Source organism: Pseudomonas sp. BN606 (assembly GCF_029873115.1).
Taxonomy (GTDB): Bacteria; Pseudomonadota; Gammaproteobacteria; order Pseudomonadales; family Pseudomonadaceae; genus Metapseudomonas.
Map to the genome: position 1 here is coordinate 1 of NZ_SSOF01000041.1, position 16,240 is coordinate 16,240.

A 16,240-nucleotide genomic window follows, 5' to 3' on the forward strand; every position below is an offset into this window, starting at 1 on the left:
TGAATCGCCCCTAGTTTCGTAGACACCTCCAAGCCTCATAATGAGGCCCATTAGGAGGTGCCATGAGCAACCAGCGTTACCCCGAAGAATTCAAAATCGAAGCGGTCAAGCAAGTGACCGAGCGCGGCCTTCCCGTGGCCGAGGTGGCAGCGCGGTTGGGCATGTCGGTGCACAGCCTGTATGCCTGGATCAAGCGCTACAGCAAGCCCCGGGAACAGCGGCAGCAAGAAGATGATCAACAGGCCGAACTGCGTCGTCTGCGTGCGGAACTCAAGCGGGTAACCGAAGAGCGAGACATCTTAAAAAAGGCCGCCGCGTACTTTGCCAAGGAGTCCGGCTGAAGTACGCCGTCATCAACAAGTTATCGGTGGAGTACCCGGTACGTCGTCTCTGCCAGACCCTCAAAGTACATCCCAGCGGTTACTACGCCTGGTTGTCCGAGCCGAAATCCGTACGCGCGAAGGAAGACCAGCGTCTGCTCGGGTTGATCAAACATGCCTGGCTGGAAAGCGGCGGGGTCTACGGCTATCGCAAGATCCACGACGACCTGCGTGAGCTGGGGGAGTGCTGTGGCCGGCACCGCGTGGCTCGCCTGATGCGGGGAGAAGGGCTGCGCTCGCAGACCGGCTATCGTCGGCGCCCCGGTTATTACGGGGGCAAGCCGACGGTGGCCTCGCCCAACCGCCTGGAGCGGCAGTTCAACGTCAGCGAACCGAACAAGGTCTGGGTCACTGACATCACCTACATCCGCACCTATGAGGGTTGGTTGTACTTGGCGGTGGTGCTGGATCTGTTTTCACGCCAGGTGGTTGGCTGGTCGATGAAGCCACGGATGTGCAGCGACCTAGCCATCGATGCCTTGCTGATGGCGGTCTGGCGGCGGAAACCCAGGCAGGAGGTGATGATCCACTCCGACCAGGGTAGCCAGTTCAGCAGCTCGGACTGGCAGAGTTTCCTCAAGGCCAACAACCTGATCAGCAGCATGAGTCGACGCGGCAACTGCCACGACAACGCGGTAGCAGAAAGCTTTTTCCAGTTGCTGAAGCGGGAACGCATCCGACGGAAAACCTACGGCACCCGCGAAGAAGCCCGCAGTGATGTGTTCGATTACATCGAGATGTTTTATAACGCCAAACGCCGGCACAGCAGCGCTATGCAGCTATCGCCAGTGGAGTTTGAAAAGCGCTATTTCCAGAGCTTGGAGAGTGTCTAGGAAAGCCGGGGCGATTCAACGACGTGTAAACCGGGGACAATAGAAGTCTCCATTGCTCAATCGCTCTGTCGGGATAGGATAATTTGAGTGGACGGTGTGCTGAGCTTGCGCAGAAGCTAGTTAAAAACTAGATTTTTTCAAGAATCGAGGAGGGAAAGTATGATTTTAACCCGCAATCTTTCGTTAATTTGTTACAGAACAAAGGGTTATGTAAAATCTACTTTTAATCCGCTACTGACAGGTGAGGACAGTTTTGAACGAGCGCAGCTGGGTTCCAACAGGAATCCTGGCGTTCAGGGTCTCTTGCGCCTCGCCTAACAGCACGCATTCACTTTTCTGACACGAAGCTCACCAACATCCTATCCCTGGGCAGTTGCTAAAGAATGAGTTCAATTGCCATGGCGAACTGCTGGTGCTGATGTGCCGGCCTCAGGTATGTCTAGGCCCCTGGCGGCGGCGGACGCCTCGTCAGAATCGCCGGCCTTGTCGCATCAGGAACACCAGGCCAGCCAGCGCCCCAAGCAACAGGATGTGGATGAAACCTCCCAGCGTGTAGGAAGTGATTAGCCCTAGCGCCCACAGGGCTATCAGTAAAATCACAAATGCACCGACCATGAACGCACCTCCATGGGCTACCGGGTAGCCGTAGCGACAAGGTCCAGTCTGGCGGCACTGACCCCGGGTGGTCTGTGCGTCGACGTACGTATGCTGTCGCGATGGCTAAGTTGGCCAGCGCACCGACCCTTCGGGTGATGGCTGCCACCCTACTCTTCCCTGCCAATCCCGGCCGGGTATCAGCCCAAGGGGGCAGAGCCATGAGTACCTTGACCATCGAAGGCTGGTGCAAGACTAGCACTGGACAGCCGTCCACCCCGGTGGAGGACATCCAGTTCTACTTGACTGGAAACGACCATCTACGCCTGGAACAGGCCGAGGAATATCTGCAGAAGAGCCATCTGTCCGAAGTCATGGTCGATGTCGATATGGCGACCCTGGACCTCAGCATGCCGCAGGAATACAGTCCGCTTTCCGATTGCCAGCTGCGCGTCTATCTGGACTCGGACAGCAACCGCGGCCACTTCCATCTGGTCGGCCATCGGGCCAGCGACGGCAGCCTGATCTATACCAACTCCGTCCTGATCGCCCAGATGACCTAGTCGCGAACCCCGAGCGCTACATTCATCCGCGCCGCCTACTACCAGCCTGCCAGGCCTGCGGGAGCCAACGGCTTGTGAGCTCCACGGAACTTGCCGGCAAAAGGCCCTTCGATGGAAGGGCCTTTTTTTCATTCGGCACTTACTGAGCAGCCTTGTGCTGCAGGTCGTTCTTCACCTGGCGGACACCATCTACGGCCGCGGCGACCTGCACCGCTTTGTCGATCTGCCACTGGGAGTCGACGAAGCCCGTCAATTGCACGGTGCCGTTGAACGTCTTGACCTTGATGTCGAACGAGTTCACGTCGTTTTCCATCAACAACGCGGATTTTACCCTAGTGGTGAGGGCAATGTCGGAGAGGACTTCGCTGCTGCTCTGCTCGTGTTCGGGAAGCGCGCATCCTCCAATGAAGGGGAGACCAGCGGCGACCGTTGCCGCGATCAACAGTGTTTTCAGGTCCATGGTGATTTCCTTGAGACGGCTCTGCGCGAGGGTGCGTATCGCCAGCTTGATATCGGGGGGTGCGCGGGTCTGTGCGACTTCGCACTGAGCAGCGGGGGTGCCATCGCAACCGGAGCGAACGCACCCTGAGGAGTCGGCAATTGAAAGGACCACCGGCAGGCGCCACCTGCCGGCGAGAGCCGTCAGCGAGCCACTTCCCTGGGGGGCAGGCTGGCGACCGGTCATCAATAGCAAAGGTCGGTGGACTGGAAGCTCTTCACGCCTCGCACGTTCTGCGCCAGTTCGATCGCCAGGTCACGTTCAGCACCATTGTCGACGATGCCGCTCAGGGTAACGATGCCCATCGCCAGACGCCCGGCGAGACTCTTGTCCGCCTGACTGCAGGCGTTGTCGGCGGCTCGACTAAGTCCGACCTCGGCCGCTCGATGACGCCAAGCCAGTTCTTCGACTATCTCGCGGTTCGCTTGGACAGCGACAAGGCCCGGGGACGCGGCATGGCCTCAACTGGGTTTTCGAGGACGTCGGGCAGTCCTAGGGACTAATCCAGCGTAATGGAGTGCTGACCCACCGCAACTCCAAACCGAATCCGCAGACCAACCTCACCGTGAAACTGACCAAGTCCACGCTGGACAGGATCAGCATGGGCCAACTGGATTTCCCCACCGCAATCAAGCAGGGGGACATCAAGCTGAAGGGGGACGCACAGCAGGAGTGCGCTTGCTTACAAGCGCACCACTCCCGCGTGACTACTCAGAGCACCTCGAAGCGCCTCCGTGATTCAGTCGAAGCCCCGCAACTGCACGAATTCCTCCACAGGCGCACGATCCGAGCGCAAGCCATTCACCGCCGCCGAGCGGTCCGCATGACCCAGCGCCATGCCGCAATAGACCAGCTCGTTCTCCGGCAGCTCGAAATGCCGATGCAGGCTCTCGCGCACCATCCCCCAGGCTTCCTGCATGCAGGTCGCCAGGCCGCGCTCTTCGGCCAGCAGTGCCAGTGACTGCATGAACATGCCCAGGTGCGCCCACTGGCCATGGCCCATCGAACGGTCAATAACGAAGAACACACCGACCGGCGCGCCGAAGAACTGGTAATTGCGTGAGAGATTGCGCAGCCGCGCGGCCTTGTCTTCGCGGGGGATGCCGAGCAGCGCATACATGTCTTCGCCTACCTTGTAGCGTCGTGAGCGATACGGCTCGCTGAGTCTTTCCGGGTAGATGGGATGGTCACCCGCCTCGCCCTTCGGATTTTTCAGCAGGGTTTCCACGGCAAGTTTCTCCAGGGCGAGTTTTTCTTCGCCGCTGACAGCTATGACTTTCCATGGCTGCAAATTGCCTCCCGAGGGCGACCAGCGTGCGGCCTCGAGCAAGTCGAGCATCGTTTGCGCGTCGACCGGTTCTGCGGTGAAGGCGCGGACAGATATACGTTTCCTCAGCAACTCGGCAACCAACATGGGCGTACTTCTCCTGCATGGAATGGTGTTCGTTTCATGGAGCTGACGCGTCAGCGGCGGGCAAGCGCCATGCCGAAGCTCTTCGAGAGGCTGGAGACACCTTTGGGCGTTACGCTCAGGGCGCGGGAGTCCAGGTGACGGGTAACCCAGCCGCGCTTGAGCATCAGGTCAAGCAAGGCAGCTCCCAGCGCACCGCCGACATGCGGCGAACGCTCGCTCCAGTCCATGCACGGATAGGCCAGGCGTCTGCGCTGACGCTGCACTTCGGCCAGGTCAATCCCCAGTCGCCCAAGGGCCTGGGTGCCGGCGTCAGTGATGCGGTAATCCTTGTCTTGGCTTTCGATCCAGTTCGCTGCCAGCAAGGCATCGTGCAGTTGCACGGCGACCTCACCTGCGCAGTGGTCGTAGCAGGTACGCGCCTGACGCAGCACGGACGGCGTCGATGGCCGGAAGGCCGCTGCGGGCACTCCCGCCAGCGACAGTAAACTCTCCAGCGTCTGAGCGACCTGACGACTCGCCAGCTGGTAGTAGCGGTGCCGGCCCTGTACGTGAAGCACGACCAGTCCTTGCTCCAGCAGGCGGGTGAAATGGCCGCTGGCAGTGGAGGCACCTATGTCGGCGACAGCGGCCAGTTCGGTCGCCGTCCGCGCATGGCCGTCGAGGAGACTGCAAAGCATCCGTGAGCGGGCGGGGTCAGCGATGGCGCCGGCCAGCGCGGCGAGATGGTTGTCGGCGGTATCTGCATCCATGATTCGGCGCTCCCCGAAGTGTCGGTTGTCGACGTCATCATAATCGGGCTCGAACCCTATGGAGAGAGCTCGCCATGTCCTCACCCTTTTTTGGCAGAAAAGTCGTGTTAGCGGCCTTCATGACGGCCCTGTTCGGCTGGGGCGTAGGCTTTTATGGTCCCCCGGTTTTCCTCTATGCAGTGACCCAGCGCACGGGTTGGCCGGTACCGCTATGCTCCGCCGCCGTCACCCTGCACTTCCTCGCTGGCACCCTCGTAGTGGTCAACCTCCCCCACCTCTATAAACGCTTCGGTATCCCGCGTATCAGCCTGCTTGGGAGTTTCCTGCTCTGTGCCGGCGTCTGTGGCTGGGCTGTTGCCCGCGAGCCGTGGCAGCTGTTCATTGCGGCGATGCTCAGCGGTTTCGGTTGGGTGACCATGGGCGCTGCAGCGATCAACGCCATGATTGCGCCCTGGTTCATCAGCGGCAGGCCTTCGGCACTGTCGATGGCCTACAACGGCGCCAGCATTGGCGGTGTCGTGTTCTCATCCGGCTGGGTATTCCTGATCAATCACCTCGGCTTCCCCCAGGCTGCCCTGGTGGTGAGCGTGCTGACACTTACCCTGGTCGGTTTCCTTGCGTGGAAGGTCTACGGCGTACATCCGGAGCACCTCGGTCAGCATCCGGACGGTGCCAAAGTGGATCCGAGCGAAGCGACGCCAGCGCAAACCGCAGCCGAGCCATTGCTATGGCGCAATCGGCGCTTTCTCACACTGGCCTCAAGCATGGCCCTGGGACTGTTTGCGCAGATCGGCCTGATTGCCCACATGTTCCTGTTGCTGACACCACTGCTAAGCGACACGCAGGCGGGATTCGCCATGGGGCTTGCGACCTTGAGCGCCATCGCCGGGCGCGTTCTGGTGGGACGCCATATGTCGGCCAGCGCTGATCGGCGCATCGTCGCCTGCGCCAGTTACGGCAGTCAGTTGCTGGGGTGCCTGCTGTTGATGGTGATGCATGCCTGGCCGGGCTTCATCTGGATAGGGATCGTCCTGTTCGGGGCCGGCATCGGTAATGCCACTTCCCTGCCCCCTTCGATTGCCCAGGCCGAATTTCCGCGTCACCTGACCCAGCGCGTAGTTTCTCTGATCGTGGCCATATCCCAAGGAGGTTATGCGTTCGCCCCTGCCCTATTCGGCCTGATGAAATCGCTGACCTTGGGGTGGCTGCCCTTCGGCCTAGCCGCCGGGCTGCAGGTTGCGGCAATGCTGCTCCTGATGCTGGGCCGCAGGGCACCTGGTTCGATGCAGGACTCGTCCAGGCCGCCACGGCCAATATGCTGTTGACCTGCAACTTTCAAATATCAGGTGAATAAAAAAAGGCCGCCTGGATAAGGCGGCCATTAAATAAAACCAAAGGATTGATGAAGTGGAGGAGTCGATCGCAATTCCTGAGGGAAGACCGGAAAGTGCCATCGACCAAAATCTTCATCGGGGGCAAGTGTACGCATTTTGCCGTCCATCCCAAATCAAATACGTTGATAGAAACTATTGATATCGATTCATGGGCTTCACTTCCTTCAACTGCTAATCGGCCAGGCAATTATTGCACTTGACATCCTCATGAAATTGCCTGCCGATTCACGCGCAGGCGTCTAGTACGGCACGCGCCTGCCATTGTCAATAATCCATAGGTATCTTCATGAATTGCATGGAGTCATTCATATTCACTTCATGTAATTAATTTTATGCAACAAAAAAAGCCACCTCCGAAGAGGTGGCTGAATCAGAGAGTAAGTTGATGGAACCTCTGTTGATTCACGGGGCGAATCGACAGCTCCATGTTCCGTCCAGCACAGGATACTGACCGGTGAAATTGATAAATATTAATCCCATCAATATTCGAAATTGATGATTACAGTTTTTTGAATGATGCAAGACGTGATAACTCTCTGCGCGCATCGCGTCGGCAAAGCCGGCAATCACAACGATAACCAATGGATTTTCCTATCGGCACCGGCGGGCCTCGCTGCTCCCGGTCATCGGTAGTTTCTTGAATTCCTGCCTTTCCCAAGACCAACAAAACCACCATCAGGAGCACCCGTGATGCAACTCAATCCCCTGAGCGCTCTGGCGCTGGCGGTTTCCGCCGCCCTCGCCGTTCCCGCCGTGGCCGGTGAGCAATCCGAATCCAAGGGATTCGTCGAAGACGCCAGCGCCACCCTGCTGCTGCGCAACGCGTACTTCAACCGGGACTACAAGGACCACACCAACGACGCCAAGACCTGGGGCCAAGGCTTCATTGGCACCTTCGAATCGGGCTTCACCCAGGGCACCATCGGCTTCGGTGTCGACGCCTACGGTCTGCTCGGCGTGAAACTGGACAGTGGTCGCGGCCGCAACTACAGCGCTTTCTTCGACACCGACAGCGATGGCCATCCGGTGGACGACCTCTCCGAAGCCGGTGCGGCGGTGAAACTGCGCTTCTCCAACACCGTGCTCAAGTACGGCAACCAGTTCCCGTCCCTGCCGGTTCTGGCCTATGACGACAGCCGCCTGCTGCCCCAGGCCTTCACCGGCACCCTGCTCACCAGCAAGGAGATCGAAGGCCTGGAACTGAATGTCGGCCGCTTCACCGGCGACAGCCCCATGGGCGACCCGGCGCGCGACCCCAACCGCCTGAAGAGCATCGACGTGTTTGGCGGCAGCTACACCGTCACCGACGACCTGAGGGTGAGCCTCTACCACTCCGACGTGGAGGACCAGTTCAAGAAGTACTACGCCAACGTGAACTACAACATCCCGTTCAACGAGCAGCAGGCGCTGAACTTCGACTTCAACATCTACCGCACCAAATACGACGACGGCTCCGATGCCGCGCTGGCCTTTGGTGGCGACGGCCAGGACGACAAGAACACCCTGTGGAGCCTCGCAGCCAAGTACAGCATCGGCGCCCATGCTTTCATCCTTGCTCATCAGCGCAACACTGGCGACACCGGCTATGCCTACGACTTCGGCGACGGTGGCAGCACCATCTACGTGGCCAACTCCTACTACTCGGACTTCAACCTGGAAGACGAGCAGTCCTGGCAGGTCAGCTACGAGCTGGACTTCGGCGGCTATGGCATCCCCGGCCTGACCTATAAGTTCGCTTACGTGCGCGGCACCGACATCGTTGCCGGTGGCGAAAACGACGGCACCGAGCGCGAGCTGTTCAACCAGTTCAAGTACGTGGTGCAGGACGGTCCGGCCAAGGACCTGTCGTTCAAGCTGCGCAACTCGATTTACCGCGCCGACAACCAAGTGGGCCCGGACCTCAACGAAGTCCGCGCATTCATCGAATACCCCATCAGCATCCTCTGATGCCCCGGTCGTGCCGGTTAGCCGGCGCGACTCCCCTTCCCGAAAACGCTCCAAACCAGAGACGTCCTCCGCACTTCCCGTGCTCCCTGCAAAGCGCTACGAAGAATCGGAGTGTGCGTCTCGTCGATTGTTTCTTAACCATCCCGATTCGCTTGATCTCAATCAATCGCACACGGCCGATTCGGCGTAGAAAAAAGACAGGTTTTCAATACGGAGTACGTAGCCATGTCTCTGCAATCGTGCGCGCATTCTCACGCAGCCCATGCCGGCGACCTTGTCCAGGATCATTGGATCGAGACGCTGGAGGACGGCAGCCATGTCCTCATCCGCCCGTTGCGCCCGGAAGATCGCGAGCGCGAAGCCGAATTCATCCGCGACCTTTCCCCGGAAACACGCCACTTCCGTTTCCTGTGTGCGATCAGGGAAGCCAGCAGCGACCTGCTCGATAACCTGATGGAGGTCGATTACCAACGCAAGATGGCCTACGTCGCCCTGGTGCATCGGGCCGGCAAACTGATCGAAGTCGGAATCAGCCGTTATGCCGCTTCCAACGACCAAGCCCAATGCGAGTGCGTGGTGACCATCGCCGACGGCTGGCAAGACCTGGGCCTGGACAAGATCCTGATGCGCCACCTGATCGACGCCGCTCGCGACAACGGTTTCAAGCGAATGTATTCGATTGACGCCGCGACGAATGTCCGGATGCAACGTCTTGCCCGTGCAATGGGTTTCGTCTGCAAACGCGACCCGCAGGATGCCGCGCAGCTGATCCATAGCCTGGCGCTTTGAGCGAAGGGCTTCACGCCTTTCGGGATACCCCGAGCCTCATGCTCGGCTAAATGGGTGCTGGTCAAAACAAAAAAGGCACGGTAGTTTACGCGCCGGGTGTCTGGATGCGCTTCTGCGCCAGACAGGTTTCATGTGCTGGTCGGGCCGCCGCACAAGCTGCTGAGTATTAGCGACCATGAACCAAGCCCCTTCCCGAAAGGCGCTGCCGGCTGTGCAGCGTATTGCCGACAAGGCATTCTCCGCGTTCGAAAAATTCCTCCATATCGAAGCCGTCAGTGGCATCGTCCTGCTGATCGCCGCGGCGGCTGCGCTGACCTGGGCCAACTCCCCCTACGCCAGCAGCTACGAACATTTGTGGCACATGCCGCTGTCCATTGGCATCGGTGACTTCGTTATCTCGAACTCGCTGCACTTCTGGATCAACGATGCGTTGATGACGGTCTTCTTCCTCGTCGTGGGCATGGAAATCCGCCGGGAAATCCATGAAGGCGCGCTGGCCAACTTCAAGCTCGCCACCCTGCCCATGGTCGCTGCGTTCGGTGGCGTCCTGGTCCCCGCCCTGGTGTACCTGGCATTCAACAGCGCCGATGGATTGCGCCAGGGCTGGGCAGTACCAACGGCCACGGACATCGCATTCGCAGTCGGCGTCCTGGCGCTTCTGGGACGTTCGGTGCCAGCTTCGGTGCGGGTCTTCCTGCTGGCGCTGGCGATCATCGACGACATCGTCGCCGTGCTGATCATCGCGCTGTTCTATTCGGGCGGACTCGACCCACTCGGCTTCGCCATTGCCGCTGCCGGTATCCTGCTGGTGCTTGGCCTGCAACGCATCGGCATTGGTTCGGCCTACGCTTATCTGCTGCCCGGCGCGCTGCTCTGGTTCGGCCTGCTGAAGACCGGCGCCCACCCGACGCTGGCGGGCGTCGTGCTCGGTCTGATGACCCCGGTTCGCCCGGTCAAGGTCATGGACCCGCCCCTGCAGTTGGCTTCGCGAGCCATCAATGAATTTGCCGCGCGCGAACAAGCGCCCAATGGTGGTGCCGAGCTGATGGAGTTCATCAAGCAGCTTCGTCAGGCGCAGCGGGAGCTCCTGCCTCCGGTAACGCGCGTGCAGATGGCCCTGCATCCCTGGGTCGCCTACCTGGTCATGCCACTGTTCGCCCTCGCCAACGCCGGCGTGAGTCTGGCGGGTGTGAACCTTGACCAAGGCGGTTCGCTGGCAGTGCTCTCAGGAGTCGCGCTGGCACTGGTGCTGGGCAAACCACTCGGCGTTCTGTGCAGCAGCTGGCTGATGGTGCGCATGGGCTGGTGCAGCTTGCCACCGGGTATGACCTGGTCGTGGATGGTGCTGATCGGCTGTCTGGCCGGCATTGGTTTCACCATGTCGATCTTCATTGCCAATCTTGCCTTCAACCAACCCGACCTGCTGAGCGCTGCCAAGCTGGGTGTACTGGTGGCCTCGGTTGTCGCCGGGGTGGTCGGACTGCTCTACGGGCGCTTGCTGGTAAAGCGTGCAAGGCGAGCCTGACTACCCTGCAAACTGCCATGGCCACCAATCCGATTGGCGGCCATGGCCTTGAACCGCCGCATCCATTCGCCTGAACTACCCTGCATGGATGCCATCATTGCTTCGCATGCACGGGGCCATGCCCCTCCTCCTTCGCGCTGCGGTTGCGGACCGCTATGACGGTATCAGTGTGATTCATCATCCTGCCGCCCAACGCCTCGAGGGAGCGACGCCATGCCGAACGTCCAATCCGCCAGCCAGGTACCCAACCAGTTCGTCGAATGCAGTGGCCGTCGCCTGGCCTACCGAGTGATCGGCGATGGCATGCCAATGGTGCTGTGCCTGCGTTTTCGCGGTGTGATGGACTCCTGGGACCCGGCATTCCTCGATGAGCTCACGGCACAGGGCTTCAAGGTGTATATCTTCGATTACAGCGGCCTGGGGCTGTCCGACGGTACACCCACCTATGACCCGGCATCGCTGGCACGCGACACCATCGAGCTGATCACCACACTGGGGCTGGGCAAGGTCGTGCTTGGCGGCTGGTCGCTCGGCGGCATCGCCGCGCAGGTGGCCATGCTGCAGGCACCGCAGCTGGTCAGCCACCTCGTGCTGCTCGGCACCACACCGCCCGGTCAACTGGTGAAGACTGGCGAGCCGCTGTTCTATGAGCTGGCGCGCCGGGAGAACGACTTCGAGGATTTTGTTCACCTGTTCTTCGAACCGACTTCGCCTGCCAGTCGCGAAGCAGCCCTGCGCTCCGCCGAACGTATCGCCTCGCGCCAGGAGGGCCGATGCCCCGAGGTGCCGCACGAATGGGCTGGTCAGCAACTGGGAGAGGGGCCGCGCAACCCGATGTTTCCGCTACAGCCCGCGCTGGATGCACTGCGCACTACCCGTGCGCCGGTGCTCCACCTCGGCGGCGACCACGACATCGTATTCCCGGTCGAGAATTGGCATGCACTGAGCCGCACCCTGCCAACCCTACATCTCGTCACCCTGCCGAGTACCGGCCACGGGCCGCACCTGCAGTATCCTAGGGCCAGCGCCAGGCACATTGCCGCCTTCGTTTTCGACTGAACGGCACTGCCAAGGGACGTCAGGAATCCGCGTCGATATCGACGGGAACCTCCAGCCCTACCTTCACATTGCTCATGGACACCAGCGTACGGAAGCGCTTGACGTTGTTACTCTCGAAGAAGAGCTGCCGGGTCAGGTCGGTGTACTGCTCCATGCTCCTGACCGCGAGGACCAGCACGAAGTCGAACTCGCCTGCCACGTAGTAGCACTGCTGCACCTGCGGACAGGCGAGGAAGCTGCGTTTCATCGCATCCAGCAGGTCGAGCCGTTCGCTCTCGACCTCCACTTCCGCAATCACAGTCAGCTGGTAGCCCAATTGCTGCGGGTCCACCAAGGCCACCGTCCTGCGAATGACCCCCTCCTCGTTCAGGCGCTTGAGCCGGCGATTGACAGCGGCAGCCGAGAGATTGACGCGGTCGCCCAGCTCTGCCTGGGACAATCCGGCGTCCTGCTGGACTTCCTTGAGCAGCTTGAGATCGAAGGCATCCAGATTCATGGGCAGGGCTCGATTGAGAGTTGATCGAAACGGGGCTTTCTCGAAATAGAAATGCGCAAAGTACCTGTAATCAGAGAAAACAGTGCGTACCCGAGCAATATTATTACGCCATCGACTGATTTGCTTTCCCGGAGCCTGCCTGATGAGTCTTCCTTCCGATGCGCAACCGTTGCAGCTCGACGGTGAAACCCTGCTCAAGCAGATTCGTAGCCTGGGCGAGATCGGCATCGAGCCTGGCCGGGAGGGCCGCACCCGAATCGCGCTGACTGATGCCGATAAAGCCGGCCGTGACCGGTTGCGGCAATGGATGGACGCGCTGGGCCTGAACGTGCGGACAGACCGCATAGGCAACATCTTCGGTACCCTGGGCGCGGATGGCGATCAGCAAGCGCCGCTGATGATCGGCTCACACATCGACAGCGTGGCTGACGCCGGCGAACTGGATGGCTGTTACGGCGTGCTCGCCGGGCTGGCCGTGGTGCGGGCGTTTCGCGACGCCGCCACGACACCAACCCGCCCGATCACGGTTGCCGCCTTTACCAATGAAGAAGGTGTGCGCTACCAGCCGGACATGATGGGCTCGCTGGTACACGCAGGCGGTCTGGATATTGAAGTCGCGCTGAATACGCTGGGCACCGACGGCACCCGCCTGGGCAATGAACTGGATCGCATTGGTTACGCCGGCGACCTCGAGCCCGGCGCGCTGGCACCTCACGAGTACCTGGAACTGCATATAGAGCAGGGGCCGATTCTGGAAGCCGAAGGTATCCAGATTGGCGTGGTCGAGAACCTGCAGGGCATTTCCTGGCAGCAGATCACCATCAAGGGCAGCGCCAACCATGCCGGTACGACGCCCATGCACCTGCGCCGGGACGCGGGTTGGGTGGCCAGCAGCGTGATCAGCGAATTACGCGAGATAGCAGTCGACGGCACCCTGGCAACGGCCGGCTGCCTGCGCTTGGAACCGAACCTGATCAACGTCATTCCGCGCAAGGCGGTCTTCACGGTGGATCTGCGTCATCCCGATGAATCGCACCTTCGCGTTGCCGAACAGAAGCTGGCGGCTTTGCTGGCACGCATGGCTGACGAAGAAGGCGTCGAGGTCTGGAGCGAGCAATTAGTGCGATTCCAGCCGGTGACCTTCAATGCGGAGCTGGCCGCTGCCATCGAATCCTCGGCCAACCGTCTGGGACTCAGCCACAGGCGCATGACCTCCGGCGCAGGCCATGATGCGCAGATGATCGCGCGCATCGCGCCGGCGGCGATGATCTTCGTGCCCAGTCAGGGTGGCATCAGCCACAACCCTCGCGAGCACACCAGTGACGATCTGCTGCTGGCCGGCGCGCAGGTCCTGCTCGATGTGGTGCAACAGCGGCTTGCCCAGGCCTGACCACCCTTCCCTGTCTTCGTTTCCGGAGTCCACGATGCTGATCGCCAACCCCAAATGCACTCGCCGCGCCTATCCCGACGACTTGCGCGCCATCATGAGCGTGACCCAGGCCACCGAGAGCCGCACCTTGCTTTCCAGCTGGAGCCGCTTCGAGCGCGCGGTCACGCCCTTGTGGCAACTGCCTGACCTTGCGCGTGATCTGGGTGTCGGCCAGGTGCTGCTCAAGGACGAGGCGGTGCGTTCGGCGTTGGGCAGCTTCAAGGTCCTGGGAGCACCCGTTGCACTCGTGCGTCTCATCCTGCGGCGTTTCCCCGATATGGTTTTGGTGCCCCGGGCCTTGCTCGCGGGAAATTTTGCCGAGTCTCTGGCCGAGTTCACGGTGATCAGCGCCACCGACGGCAACCATGGCCGAGCCCTCGCGGCTGCGGCACAAAGCGTTGGTTGCCGCTGCGTGATCGTCCTCCACGCGCATGTCAGTACTGAGCGGGAGCAGGCCATCGCAGCCTACGGCGCACGCATTATCCGCATTGACGGCAACTACGACGATTCGGTGCACGAAGCGGCCAGGCTGGCAGCCACAAATGGCTGGACCGTGGTGTCCGACACCTCCTACGAGGGCTACACAGAAATACCCCGCGATGTGATGCAGGGCTACGCGATCATTGCCGCGGAAGCGCTGGAAGCATTGGCGCCGCAGCAGGCCGGATGCCCGTTCAGCCATGTATTCCTGCAAGGCGGTGTTGGCGGCCTCGCGGCCGGGATTGCCAGCTACCTCTGGGAGCGTTACGGCGCCGCGCGACCAACCATGATCGTCGTCGAGCCAACACAAGCCGATTGCCTCTACCAGAGTGCCCTGACCGGAAAGGCAACCCGGGCCAGCGGCTCGGTGGACTCGGTGATGGCCGGGCTGGCTTGCGGTGAAACATCTCCTTTGGCCTGGCAGTTCCTGGAAGGCTGCATCGACCATTTCATGACCGTGGAAGACGCCGAGGCCGTAGCGGCGATGCGCGTCCTGGCCAAGGGAAGCGAACGTGACCTGCCGCTTGTGGCAGGCGAGTCTGCAGTGGCCGGGCTTGCTGGTCTCAGGCAGCTGATGGGCACTCCCCAGGCTGCTGAACTTGGGCTCGACCGCCAGTCACGCGTCCTGCTGATCAGCACCGAAGGGGCCACCGCGCCGGCGCTCTATGCCGAGCTGGTAGGCGAGCCCGCCAGCGCGGTTCTGGCGCGCCAGGAACAATGGTTGCAGGTGCAGTGACGCACTGTCTCAACTACGCCGGGCGTTGCGCTCGACCATGGCCACGATGGTTGCGCGGAGTTCATCCCGCGCCTCCTGCGGCGTGATCTCTCCGGTTGCAGCGGCATGGGACAGTGCCTCCGCCGCACCCAACATGACACGCAACCCGGCCGGGCTAATGCCCCCCTCGCCCGCGAAGGGCGCCAGCGCAGCCCGACACTTTTCCAGGAACACCGACTCGTACTCGCACTTGATGGACTCAAGCTCGGGTGAAGCAGCCAGGGACGCGATCACCCCCGGAATCTCACGCCCCTGGGACAGTACGCATTCGACATAGGACGAGGCGATCACCGCAGCCCTACCCTCCAGCGTCGTCTCGCTGGCCTCCAGCGCCGCATCCATCAGCGCCGTCTGGCGTGTATCGAACTCCACGTACAACGCCGCAAGCAGCCCTCCCCGAGTCTTGAAGTGGTCATAGACCACGGGCTTGGTGACGCCCGCCTGCTCGGCCAATCGGCCCAGGGAAAGCGCATCGGTGCCCTCCTCCCGGACCATCTGCCAAGCGACATCCAGCAGCTGCCGCTGCCGCTCTTCCCGGGATAAACGACGGCGCGGACGCGCCTCTTCATCGAGTGTTGACATGGCTAACCTACCAAACGTAAGTTACCAACCGTAACTTACCAAAAGTAACTTGGCGCACAGGATATCGGGCGCCAGTCTCAGCCGCAATCCACCCGCAGGAGCCCTGCCATGCACGCCCTGATTGTCGTCGCCCACCATGATCCCCGTTCGCTCACCCACAGCCTCGCTGCACAGGTTGCCGATGGACTGAAGCACTCCGGCCATGACTCGGAGATCGCCAACCTTGCCGCGGAGGGCTTCGATCCGCGGTTCAACTTCGCGGATCACGCCGTCCACCGCCACCAAGTGGCACCCCCAGCCGACGTCGCAGCCGAGCAGGCCCGTATCGACCGTTCAGATGCGCTGGTGCTTGTCTTCCCGGTTTACTGGTGGTCGATGCCCGGCGTGCTCAAGGGTTGGATCGATCGTGTCTTTGCCAACGGATGGGCCTTCGAGTACAGCCTGGATGGCGGGCTGAAGAAGAAGCTGCGCCACCTGAAGGTCCATCTGATCGGTGTGGCGGGTGCCGATGCGGGCACCTTCGAACGCCACGGCTATAGCGAAGCGATGAAAACGCAGATCGATCACGGCATCTTCGATTACTGCGGCGCGACGGTACTGACCTCTGCGGTGTATTTCGAGTCGGAATCCAATGACCCGGCGCCCTACCTGGAAGCGGCTCGATCCATCGGACTGAAACTGTTCGAGACCGCTGCCAGGCCCGAGTTGATTGAAGCGGTCTGAACCGGCGGA

At 61.0% G+C, this 16,240-nt stretch carries 17 protein-coding genes; 10 read left to right on the top strand and 7 right to left on the bottom strand.

The genetic code is table 11. The features are described from left to right. Window positions 1–62 precede the first annotated feature (62 nt). A protein-coding gene (locus E8E75_RS04410) for an IS3 family transposase (protein WP_280358127.1) occupies window positions 63–1,213 on the top strand; the annotation gives its coding sequence in 2 pieces (ribosomal slippage) (window positions 63–297 and window positions 297–1,213; 1,152 coding nt in all). A gap of 468 nt (window positions 1,214–1,681) precedes the next feature. Here the strand turns inward: E8E75_RS04410 and E8E75_RS04415 are convergent. Beyond that, on the bottom strand, window positions 1,682–1,828 hold the full coding sequence (locus tag E8E75_RS04415) for a lmo0937 family membrane protein (RefSeq protein WP_120651136.1): 147 nt from the start codon (window positions 1,826–1,828) through the stop codon (window positions 1,682–1,684). Window positions 1,829–2,028: 200 nt separating this feature from the next. On the opposite strand from E8E75_RS04415, the gene E8E75_RS04420 reads away from it, so the two are divergent. Then, entirely contained in the window at window positions 2,029–2,370 is a 342-nt protein-coding gene (locus E8E75_RS04420) for a hypothetical protein (protein ID WP_120651137.1), read from the top strand. A 139-nt stretch (window positions 2,371–2,509) separates the two neighbouring features. Here the strand turns inward: E8E75_RS04420 and E8E75_RS04425 are convergent, their stop codons facing one another. From E8E75_RS04425 to E8E75_RS04440, 4 genes are all read right to left on the bottom strand, one after another. After that, window positions 2,510–2,830, bottom strand: a complete 321-nt coding sequence (locus E8E75_RS04425; RefSeq protein WP_280358130.1) for a BON domain-containing protein — start codon at window positions 2,828–2,830, stop codon at window positions 2,510–2,512. A gap of 224 nt (window positions 2,831–3,054) precedes the next feature. After that, window positions 3,055–3,174, bottom strand: a complete 120-nt coding sequence (locus tag E8E75_RS04430) for a BON domain-containing protein (protein WP_256660956.1) — start codon at window positions 3,172–3,174, stop codon at window positions 3,055–3,057. Window positions 3,175–3,608: 434 nt separating this feature from the next. Continuing rightward, entirely contained in the window at window positions 3,609–4,283 is a 675-nt protein-coding gene (locus E8E75_RS04435) for a nitroreductase (protein WP_280358134.1), read from the bottom strand. A gap of 50 nt (window positions 4,284–4,333) precedes the next feature. Next, window positions 4,334–5,032 carry a winged helix-turn-helix domain-containing protein gene (locus tag E8E75_RS04440; protein WP_280358136.1) on the bottom strand — a complete coding sequence of 233 codons (699 nt, stop codon included), beginning with the start codon at window positions 5,030–5,032 and terminating at the stop codon, window positions 4,334–4,336. Window positions 5,033–5,106: 74 nt separating this feature from the next. Here E8E75_RS04440 and E8E75_RS04445 point away from each other — a divergent pair, with 74 nt between their 5' ends. The 5 genes from E8E75_RS04445 (at window position 5,107) to E8E75_RS04465 (ending at window position 11,746) form a co-directional block, all read left to right on the top strand. Continuing rightward, a complete protein-coding gene (locus E8E75_RS04445; RefSeq protein WP_280358138.1) occupies window positions 5,107–6,357 on the top strand; it encodes an MFS transporter in 1,251 nt (416 codons plus the stop codon). A 759-nt stretch (window positions 6,358–7,116) separates the two neighbouring features. Further along, window positions 7,117–8,373 carry an OprD family porin gene (locus E8E75_RS04450; RefSeq protein WP_280358140.1) on the top strand — a complete coding sequence of 419 codons (1,257 nt, stop codon included), beginning with the start codon at window positions 7,117–7,119 and terminating at the stop codon, window positions 8,371–8,373. 225 nt (window positions 8,374–8,598) lie between these two features. Next, window positions 8,599–9,162: a GNAT family N-acetyltransferase gene (locus E8E75_RS04455; protein WP_153919808.1), complete on the top strand. Its 564-nt coding sequence runs from the start codon at window positions 8,599–8,601 to the stop codon at window positions 9,160–9,162. A gap of 175 nt (window positions 9,163–9,337) precedes the next feature. After that, complete coding sequence (nhaA, locus tag E8E75_RS04460; protein WP_174235575.1) at window positions 9,338–10,687, top strand: Na+/H+ antiporter NhaA; 1,350 nt, start codon at window positions 9,338–9,340, stop codon at window positions 10,685–10,687. Between the two features lie 213 nt (window positions 10,688–10,900). Continuing rightward, complete coding sequence (locus tag E8E75_RS04465; protein ID WP_280358144.1) at window positions 10,901–11,746, top strand: alpha/beta hydrolase; 846 nt, start codon at window positions 10,901–10,903, stop codon at window positions 11,744–11,746. Between the two features lie 19 nt (window positions 11,747–11,765). Here E8E75_RS04465 and E8E75_RS04470 read toward each other — a convergent pair whose 3' ends face one another. Further along, the gene (locus E8E75_RS04470; protein WP_280358145.1) at window positions 11,766–12,242 is read right to left on the bottom strand and encodes an Lrp/AsnC family transcriptional regulator; all 477 of its coding nucleotides are present in this window, start codon (window positions 12,240–12,242) and stop codon (window positions 11,766–11,768) included. Window positions 12,243–12,384: 142 nt separating this feature from the next. Between E8E75_RS04470 and E8E75_RS04475 the strand changes: the two genes are divergently transcribed. Next, complete coding sequence (locus E8E75_RS04475; RefSeq protein ID WP_280358146.1) at window positions 12,385–13,632, top strand: Zn-dependent hydrolase; 1,248 nt, start codon at window positions 12,385–12,387, stop codon at window positions 13,630–13,632. A 34-nt stretch (window positions 13,633–13,666) separates the two neighbouring features. Further along, complete coding sequence (locus tag E8E75_RS04480) at window positions 13,667–14,887, top strand: diaminopropionate ammonia-lyase (protein WP_280358148.1); 1,221 nt, start codon at window positions 13,667–13,669, stop codon at window positions 14,885–14,887. 9 nt (window positions 14,888–14,896) lie between these two features. Here the strand turns inward: E8E75_RS04480 and E8E75_RS04485 are convergent, their stop codons facing one another. Then, window positions 14,897–15,508: a TetR/AcrR family transcriptional regulator gene (locus E8E75_RS04485; protein WP_153919800.1), complete on the bottom strand. Its 612-nt coding sequence runs from the start codon at window positions 15,506–15,508 to the stop codon at window positions 14,897–14,899. 108 nt (window positions 15,509–15,616) lie between these two features. Here E8E75_RS04485 and E8E75_RS04490 point away from each other — a divergent pair, with 108 nt between their 5' ends. Next, window positions 15,617–16,231, top strand: a complete 615-nt coding sequence (locus tag E8E75_RS04490) for an NAD(P)H-dependent oxidoreductase (RefSeq protein WP_120651150.1) — start codon at window positions 15,617–15,619, stop codon at window positions 16,229–16,231. Window positions 16,232–16,240: the final 9 nt, after the last annotated feature.

Coding starts and splice junctions, on each gene's coding strand:
- E8E75_RS04415 (WP_120651136.1), bottom strand. CDS start 1,828: ATGGTCGGTGCATTTGTGATTTTACTGATAGCCCTGTGGGCGCTAGGG.
- E8E75_RS04420 (WP_120651137.1), top strand. CDS start 2,029: ATGAGTACCTTGACCATCGAAGGCTGGTGCAAGACTAGCACTGGACAG.
- E8E75_RS04425 (WP_280358130.1), bottom strand. CDS start 2,830: ATGGACCTGAAAACACTGTTGATCGCGGCAACGGTCGCCGCTGGTCTC.
- E8E75_RS04430 (WP_256660956.1), bottom strand. CDS start 3,174: ATGGGCATCGTTACCCTGAGCGGCATCGTCGACAATGGTGCTGAACGT.
- E8E75_RS04435 (WP_280358134.1), bottom strand. CDS start 4,283: ATGTTGGTTGCCGAGTTGCTGAGGAAACGTATATCTGTCCGCGCCTTC.
- E8E75_RS04440 (WP_280358136.1), bottom strand. CDS start 5,032: ATGGATGCAGATACCGCCGACAACCATCTCGCCGCGCTGGCCGGCGCC.
- E8E75_RS04445 (WP_280358138.1), top strand. CDS start 5,107: ATGTCCTCACCCTTTTTTGGCAGAAAAGTCGTGTTAGCGGCCTTCATG.
- E8E75_RS04450 (WP_280358140.1), top strand. CDS start 7,117: ATGCAACTCAATCCCCTGAGCGCTCTGGCGCTGGCGGTTTCCGCCGCC.
- E8E75_RS04455 (WP_153919808.1), top strand. CDS start 8,599: ATGTCTCTGCAATCGTGCGCGCATTCTCACGCAGCCCATGCCGGCGAC.
- nhaA (WP_174235575.1), top strand. CDS start 9,338: ATGAACCAAGCCCCTTCCCGAAAGGCGCTGCCGGCTGTGCAGCGTATT.
- E8E75_RS04465 (WP_280358144.1), top strand. CDS start 10,901: ATGCCGAACGTCCAATCCGCCAGCCAGGTACCCAACCAGTTCGTCGAA.
- E8E75_RS04470 (WP_280358145.1), bottom strand. CDS start 12,242: ATGAATCTGGATGCCTTCGATCTCAAGCTGCTCAAGGAAGTCCAGCAG.
- E8E75_RS04475 (WP_280358146.1), top strand. CDS start 12,385: ATGAGTCTTCCTTCCGATGCGCAACCGTTGCAGCTCGACGGTGAAACC.
- E8E75_RS04480 (WP_280358148.1), top strand. CDS start 13,667: ATGCTGATCGCCAACCCCAAATGCACTCGCCGCGCCTATCCCGACGAC.
- E8E75_RS04485 (WP_153919800.1), bottom strand. CDS start 15,508: ATGTCAACACTCGATGAAGAGGCGCGTCCGCGCCGTCGTTTATCCCGG.
- E8E75_RS04490 (WP_120651150.1), top strand. CDS start 15,617: ATGCACGCCCTGATTGTCGTCGCCCACCATGATCCCCGTTCGCTCACC.